The organism is Actinomadura bangladeshensis (assembly GCF_004348335.1).
Lineage (GTDB): Bacteria > Actinomycetota > Actinomycetes > Streptosporangiales > Streptosporangiaceae > Spirillospora > Spirillospora bangladeshensis.
Map to the genome: position 1 here is coordinate 1 of NZ_SMJW01000349.1, position 6,832 is coordinate 6,832.

Annotated in this window: 6 protein-coding genes; 1 reads left to right on the top strand and 5 read right to left on the bottom strand. The window is 72.6% G+C overall.

The features are described 5' to 3' along the window. Positions 1 to 1,082: arylsulfotransferase family protein (locus E1284_RS37145; protein ID WP_131944831.1), on the top strand; the 1,082-nt coding region annotated here is incomplete at its 5' end. A 7-nt stretch (positions 1,083 to 1,089) separates the two neighbouring features. Here the strand turns inward: E1284_RS37145 and E1284_RS37150 are convergent. The 5 genes from E1284_RS37150 to E1284_RS37170 form a co-directional block, all read right to left on the bottom strand. Then, on the bottom strand, positions 1,090 to 1,494 hold the full coding sequence (locus E1284_RS37150; RefSeq protein WP_131944832.1) for an RNA-binding S4 domain-containing protein: 405 nt from the start codon (positions 1,492 to 1,494) through the stop codon (positions 1,090 to 1,092). A 12-nt stretch (positions 1,495 to 1,506) separates the two neighbouring features. Further along, positions 1,507 to 2,475, bottom strand: coding sequence for a 1-acyl-sn-glycerol-3-phosphate acyltransferase (locus tag E1284_RS37155; protein ID WP_131944833.1), 969 nt, complete (start codon positions 2,473 to 2,475; stop codon positions 1,507 to 1,509). 1 nt (position 2,476) lies between these two features. Continuing rightward, positions 2,477 to 3,313: a patatin-like phospholipase family protein gene (locus tag E1284_RS37160; RefSeq protein WP_243714981.1), complete on the bottom strand. Its 837-nt coding sequence runs from the start codon at positions 3,311 to 3,313 to the stop codon at positions 2,477 to 2,479. Between the two features lie 143 nt (positions 3,314 to 3,456). Continuing rightward, the gene (locus tag E1284_RS37165) at positions 3,457 to 5,382 is read right to left on the bottom strand and encodes a glycoside hydrolase family 3 protein (RefSeq protein ID WP_243714982.1); all 1,926 of its coding nucleotides are present in this window, start codon (positions 5,380 to 5,382) and stop codon (positions 3,457 to 3,459) included. Positions 5,383 to 5,817: 435 nt separating this feature from the next. Further along, positions 5,818 to 6,768: a DUF2382 domain-containing protein gene (locus E1284_RS37170; protein ID WP_165965575.1), complete on the bottom strand. Its 951-nt coding sequence runs from the start codon at positions 6,766 to 6,768 to the stop codon at positions 5,818 to 5,820. Positions 6,769 to 6,832 lie beyond the last annotated feature (64 nt).

Consider the following 6,832-nt stretch of genomic DNA (forward strand, 5'->3'; position numbering starts at 1 on the left):
GGCACGGGGCGGGCACCGGCGTCCTCCTCGGCCGCGACTACCGGCGCGTCGCCGAGGTCCGGACCGGGAACGGCGTGCGGGGCGACTTCCACGAGTTCGTGCTCACCGACCGCGGGACGGCGCTGATCATCGCCTATCCGACGGTCACGGCCGACCTGCGTCCGATCGGCGGGCCGCGCGAGGCGGAGGTCCTCGACAACCGGGTCCAGGAGATCGACGTCCGCACGGGCGAGGTGCTGCTCGACTGGAGCGCCCTCGACCACCTCGACATCACCGAGACCCGCACGCCCCTGACCAAGGACGCGAACGGCACGAAGGGCAAGGCGTTCGACCCCGTCCACGTCAACTCGGTCCAGGACGACGGGGACACGCTGCTGCTGTCGGCGCGCAACACCTGCGCCCTCTACTCGCTCGACCGGCGGACGGGCGCCGTCCGCTGGCGGCTCGGCGGCCGGCGCGGCGACTTCGCGCTCGGCGACGGCGCCGCGTTCGCCTGGCAGCACGATGCCCGCCGGCAGCCGGACGGGACGATCACGCTGTTCGACAACCGCATCGACGAGCCCGGCGACGGCCCCTCCCGGGGGCTCGTCCTCAAGGTCGACGAGGACGCCCGCACAGCGGAACGGGTCCGCGAGTACGCCGACGGCAGGACCTTCGGCCAGTACATGGGCAACATGCAGATCCTGCCGGACGGGAACGTGCTCGTCGGCTGGGGTTCGACGCCGGCGATGACGGAGTTCGCCGCCGACGGCACGCCCAGGCTGGAGGTCACCGGGATCGGCGACGGCTCCTACCGCGTGTACCGCGCCGACTGGTCCGCGCGTCCCGCGACCGCCCCGGACGTCGCGGTGACGCCGCTGCCGGACGGCCTCATGCGCGTCCATGCGAGCTGGAACGGCGCGACCGACGTCGCCCGCTGGCGTTTCGTCACCGGCTCCGAGACCCGCCCGGTTGCGGCGAGGACCGTTCCGCGCAAGGGCTTCGAGACGGCGGTGACGCTCGCGCACTCCCCCGGCGTCATCGCCGAGGCCCTGGCCGCCGACGGCACCGTCCTCGGCCGGTCGCAGCCGCGGGTCGTGTGATCAGTCCTCAGTCCTCTTTGGGCGGGTTGTTGAGGATGCGGTAGCGGTCGAGGATGCGTTCCAGTTCGCGGCGGTCGCGCTTGGTGGGGCGGCCCGCGCCGCGCTCGCGGCGGCCGACCGGGATGAGCGCCTCGCGCGGCGGCGGGGGCGGGCTCTGGTCGATCAGGCACTCCTGCGCGGCGGGCGCGCCGACCCGCTTGCGGACGATCTTCTGCACGACGACGACCCGCTCCCGCCCGTCATGGCGGAGCCGCACCGTGTCGCCCGGCTTCACCGCGGTGGACGGCTTGGCGCGCTCGTCGTTCACGCGGACATGGCCCGCCCGGCACGCCGTCGTCGCCATCGAACGGGTCTTCAGCAGCCGCACGGACCAGATCCACAGATCGACCCGCACGGACCCCTCGTCGCCCATGCGTCCATGATGTCACCCGGACACGGCTGCCCGGTGTGCACCGATCCAGGCGTCGGCGCGCTCCCACTGCTCGTAGAGCCAGCCGACGCGGGCGTCCCGGTCGCCCGGGACCTCCTCGGCGGGGATCCGCCACCAGCGGGCCTGGACGGGCCCGGTCAGCGGGATGCGCCGCCACACGTCCCGGGCCGTGGCCATGTGGTCGAGGCCGATGTGCGCGACGAACACGACGTCGGCGGACGGCGCGGCGTCGAGCGCGGCGAGGACGCCGCCGGGGCGCGGCGGCATCAGGTGGCGCATCGCGGCGGCGCGGGTCGCCTCGTCGGTGCGGCGGAGCCGGGTCAGCCGCCGGATCGCGCGGCGCCGCCGCTCCGGAGAGAAGTTGCCGCCCTCGGGGAAGATCAGCAGCGCGTCGCGCGGGCCGAGGCCCGCGGCGAGCCGGCCGATGTCCTCGGCGGCGCCGCCGCCGGGCGTGACGAACACGTTCGGCATCCGGTTCGCGGCGATGTCGATGCACGGGTCGAACTGGAGCTGCGCCTTCATGACGACGCGGGGCCGCCGCCGGTAGTCGGTCATCAGGTGGTGGACGAGCAGGAGCGCGTCACCGGGCCCGGCGTGCCGGCTGAGGACGATCAGCGGGCGGTCGCCGGGCGGCGCGGCGCCGCCGCCGGAGACCTCCACCCGCAGGCCGAGCCGCCGCTGCGCGGACCCGTACAGCCCGGCGACGTAGCGGCGGATGACGTCGTAGTGCCGGTCGTCGCGGGTGCGGCGGCGGATCCACAGCAGGCCGCACTGCAGCACGGCGACCGACTCCCGCGTCCCCCAGGCGAGCGCGAACCACAGCAGCCGGAGCGCCCTCTTGCGGTCGCGTCCGATCAGGAAGGCCGCCGCGTACCCGACCGGGAAGACCACGATGATCAGCAGGGTCAGGACGAACAGCAGCGGCGTGAAGGCCAGGCGGCGGACGACGGAGGGTGGCAGCATGTCACGCTCGTTCTTTGAGGTACTCCAAGGATGCCTGGTAGGCGCGTTCGATGTGAGCCCGGATCCCGGACACGTTCCGGTAGCGCATCTGGGCGAGGTCTACGCCGGCCTTCTGCGGCTTGGCGCCCGCCGGCAGGACGTGCACGGCCAGGCCGTCCGGAAGGGTCGCCATCTCCTCGAAGAACCGGTGCCGCCGCGCGATCTCGAACGCGACCATGCCGACCTCCCACGGGAGGCGCGGCGGCGGCAGGTCGCGCTCGATGCGGCCGACGTGCAGGACGTAGACGGTCGTCGCGCCGAGCATCACCGCCCGACCGACCGGGATGCTGTGGACGAGCCCGCCGTCGAAGTAGTGCCGGTCCCCGACCCGGACGGGCGGCAGCAGCCCCGGCACGGCGGACGAGGCCAGCACCGCCGGCACCAGCGGGCCGGAGGTGAACCAGTGCGCCATCGCCGTCTCGATCCCGGCGGCGACGCACTGGAAGGGGACGGCGAGCTCCTCGAACGTCCGGACGGGGAGCAGCTCGTCCAGCATGCGGCGCAGCGGCTCGTTCGAGTGCAGGTGGGTGCCGGAGCGGGCGAGCGTCCACAGCCGCGCCCAGAGCCGCGCGCCGAACACGTCGCGGGTGGCGTCGTCGGACCACAGGCTGGTGAGGCGCTCGACGGCCGTGCCGGGGTCGGCCGCCACGAACGCGCCGTTCAGCGCGCCGATCGACGTCCCGACGACGAGGTCGGGCCGGACGCCGGCCTCCGCGAGCGCCCGCAGCATGCCGACCTCGTGCGCGCCGAGCACGCCGCCGCCGCCGAGCACGAACGCCACCCGCGGCTCGCCGTCCACCCGCGTCTCCCTTCACGACGCTGGAAGCCTCACCCGTAGAAACCGGGATAAACGACCGGACGGCCGCACTGAGTGCGTTGACCTGCGGCGTGTTGTTGTTATGAGGCGCCCTATAACAACAACACGCCGCAGGTCAACGGGGGTCAGTGGTGGTGGGGTCGGGTGCGGAGGCCGTAGCCGTAGGGGAACAGCGGCTTGTAGGCGCGGTCGCCGACGTTGATCGGCTCCTGGGCCTCGCTGCGCGGCCACGTCACCGGCAGGCGGCCGGTGAAGGGACGCTTGCCGAACAGGACGTCCGCGACGCCCGCGCCCTCGCTGCCCGGCAGCCAGGACATGACGAACGCGTCCATCTCGGACAGCTGGTCGGTGACGATCTGCGGCCGTCCCGCGACGTCCAGGACGACGCAGGTCCGGATCGCGCCGCACACCTTGTCGATCGCGGCCTTGTCGGCGTCGGACAGGTTCAGCGTGTGCCCGTTGCCGACGTCGCCGACGCCCTCGGCGTACGGGGTCTCGCCGACCACGACGACGCCGACGTCACTGCCCGCCATGGACGCCGACGCGTCCGCGCTGTAGGTGACGTGGGACGAGTTCTGCTTGATGCCGTCCAGAATCGTCGTGCCGGGGATGATGTTCCCGGACGAGCCCTGCCAGGTGACCGTCCAGCCGCCCGCCTGGTTGCCGATGTCGTCGGCGTTGGCGCCCGCGACGTAGATCCGCGCGTTCTTGCGCAGCGGCAGCGCGCGGCCCGCGTTCTTCAGCAGGACCTGCGACTCCGCGACGGCCTGCCGCGCGACCGCGCGGTGCTCCGGCGATCCGATCGTCTTCGCGAGGCTGCGGTCGGTGTAGGGGTGCTCGAACAGGCCGAGCTCGAACTTCGCCGTCAGGATGCGGCGCACGGCGTCGTCGATGCGGGACATCTTCACGCGTCCCGCCTTGACCTCGGCGATCAGCGTCTGGATGAACTGCGGGGCGCTGTAGGGCTCCATGAACATGTCCATGCCGGCGTTGACGGACGTGCGCACCTGCGTGGCGTAGTCGCCGGGGATCTGCTGGATGGCCGCCCAGTCGCTGATGAGGAACCCGTCGAAGCCGATCTTCTTCTTGAGGACCTCGGTCAGCAGCTCCTCGTGCGCGCTCATCTTGACCGGGTTGCCGACGCCGTCCTCGGTCCAGTCGACGCTGGAGAACGACGGCATGATGCTGCCGACGCCGTACTTGCGCACGGCCGTAACGTACGGCGCGAGGTCGATCTTCGCGAACGTCCTGCGGTCGGTGACGGTGACGCCCTGGTCGATCGTGTACGTCCCGCTGGTGGACGAGCCGAACTTCGTGTCGCCGTCCCCAGCGAAGTGCTTCGCCGTCGCGAGGACGTGCCGGTTCGTCGCCATGTCCCGCTTGTGCTCGCCCTGGAAGCCCTCGATGCCGACGGCCATCTCGCTCACGAGCCGCGGGTCCTCGCCGAAGGACTCGTACGTCCGGCCCCAGCGCAGGTCGCGGCTGACGCAGACGCACGGCGCGAACACCCACTGCGGCCCGGTCGCCTTGGTCTCGATCGCGGTGATCTGCTCTTCCCGCTCGACGAGCGCGGGGTCGCGGGTCGCGCCCATCCCGATGTTGTGCGGGAAGATCGTCGCACCGACGAGGTTGTTGTGTCCGTGCACCGAGTCGATCCCGTACAGCAGCGGGATCTTCAGCCGGGTGGCGAGCGCCTTCGCCTGGTAGGCGTCCACCATGTCGGCCCAGCCGGCCGGGGTGTTGTCGGCGGGCACCGAGCCGCCGCCGGACAGCACCGAGCCGAGCGCCAGCGTCGTGATCTGGTCGCGGTCGCCGTCGATGGCGCCGCGCTCGGCCTGCGCCATCTGGCCGACCTTCTCCTCCAGCGTCATCCGGCCGAGCAGGTCGCCCACCCGCTGGGCGACGGGGAGCCGCGCGTTGAGGTAGGCCGGCGGCCCGTCGGCCACCGCGGGCGGTACCGCGATGGCGGACGGGAGCGCGGCGATGGCCGCGAGCGCGACCAGTGATCGCCCGATCCGGGTGGCGATGACGCGTCTGTGGGGGTGTCGCAAGTCGTCCCTCCTGAGTCGCTGCGAGGACGCCGCACGGCCCGGCGGACCGCACACGGCCGGGCGCGGAGGTCGCGGCACGCCCGGACGGCCACGACCTCCGCGCTCGGCGACGTCGTCACTCAGGAACCTCCCCCGGCTTCCGGGCGGCTGTCAACGGACCCGCCCGGCGCTCGCCGGACCCTGGTGAAAACTGGGGAAGAGGGGTTGACGGAGACTAAATTCACACGTTGAATCATGCACCGAACAAAGCCGGTCGGACGGCGCGGACCGAGAGCGCCCCCGCCCCGGCGGCGCTGCCCGGCCGGCGCCGGCGCTCCCGCACCACCGGTCGCACTGGCCACCTCCGGCCACGCGAGCGCCCGGGCGGCCGGCGGGTGAACGGCCTGCCCGGGCGCTCGCCATCCGGTGTGGCGCTCACTCAGGACCGCGCGTCGCTCATGTGGACGGGCGACCGCGCTTCCCGCGGTCCTCCCCGCGAACGTCCTCGTCGCGGGTCACCTCGATGCGCTCCTTGCGGAGTTCGCCGCGCACCGTCTGCTCGTCCTGCACCTCCTCGGTGCGCACGTGGATGCGCTCGACCGGGATGGTCTCCTTGGCGATGACCGGCCGCTCCTCGTAGAGGATGATCTCGTGGTCGTCCTCGGCAAGGGTGACCTGCGGGTTCGGCTCGCCGCCCACGATCGGCTCGCGGTCGATCCGCACCTCCTCGTGCGAGACCGGGATCGTGCGCTCGACCATCTCCGTCTCGACGTACTTGTGCACCCGGACGCGGCCGGCCTCGTGCCGCTCGGTGCCGATCCGCATCTGCTCCTCCGACCGGGTGATCTCGGTCATCGGGGCCTCCGCGCCCTCGCGCGCCGACTGCGGCGGCATGGCCGGCTGCTCGCGGCCCGCCCGGTCCGGGCGGACGGCCATCCCGGCGGCGCCCGCGGGCCCGGCCGTGCCCGTCTCGGTGCTCCCGGTCGTCTCGGTCGTCTCGGTCGTCCCGGCCTCACCCGTCGGCCCGCGGTCACCGGCCGTCCGGTCGGCGTCCCGCGCCGTCTCCGCGTCGCCGCCCTGGCGGCGACCGCCCGGGGGGCGCACGCCGTAGTGCCGGTACAGGTCCACGATCTGGGCGTGCGACAGGTGCTCGTCGGCGTCGACGTTCGGGGCGCCCTTGATGGTCTCCTTGTCGTACGGGACCTGCAGCATGTCCTTGTTCTTGCGCGAACCCGAGAGCGGGACGAAGCTCTCCCGCATCCCGAACCATCCGGTGTGCACGGTCACCCACTCCGGCGAACCGGAGTCGTCGTTGAGGTAGACCTGCTTGATCGTGCCGACCTTGGTCCCGTTGGTGTCGGTCACGCTCATGCCCATGAGTTCCCGCACCTGTGTCTGCGTCTGCACGTTGAACACCTCTGCTTCCGTGAACGCTGCCGGCGGCGAGACGGGGGGCGGGGGAGGTGGGTCC

Bases quoted from the DNA above. Each gene is read 5' to 3' on its own strand.
- E1284_RS37155 (WP_131944833.1), bottom strand. From the start codon at position 2,475: ATGCTGCCACCCTCCGTCGTCCGCCGCCTGGCCTTCACGCCGCTGCTG.
- E1284_RS37150 (WP_131944832.1), bottom strand. From the start codon at position 1,494: ATGGGCGACGAGGGGTCCGTGCGGGTCGATCTGTGGATCTGGTCCGTG.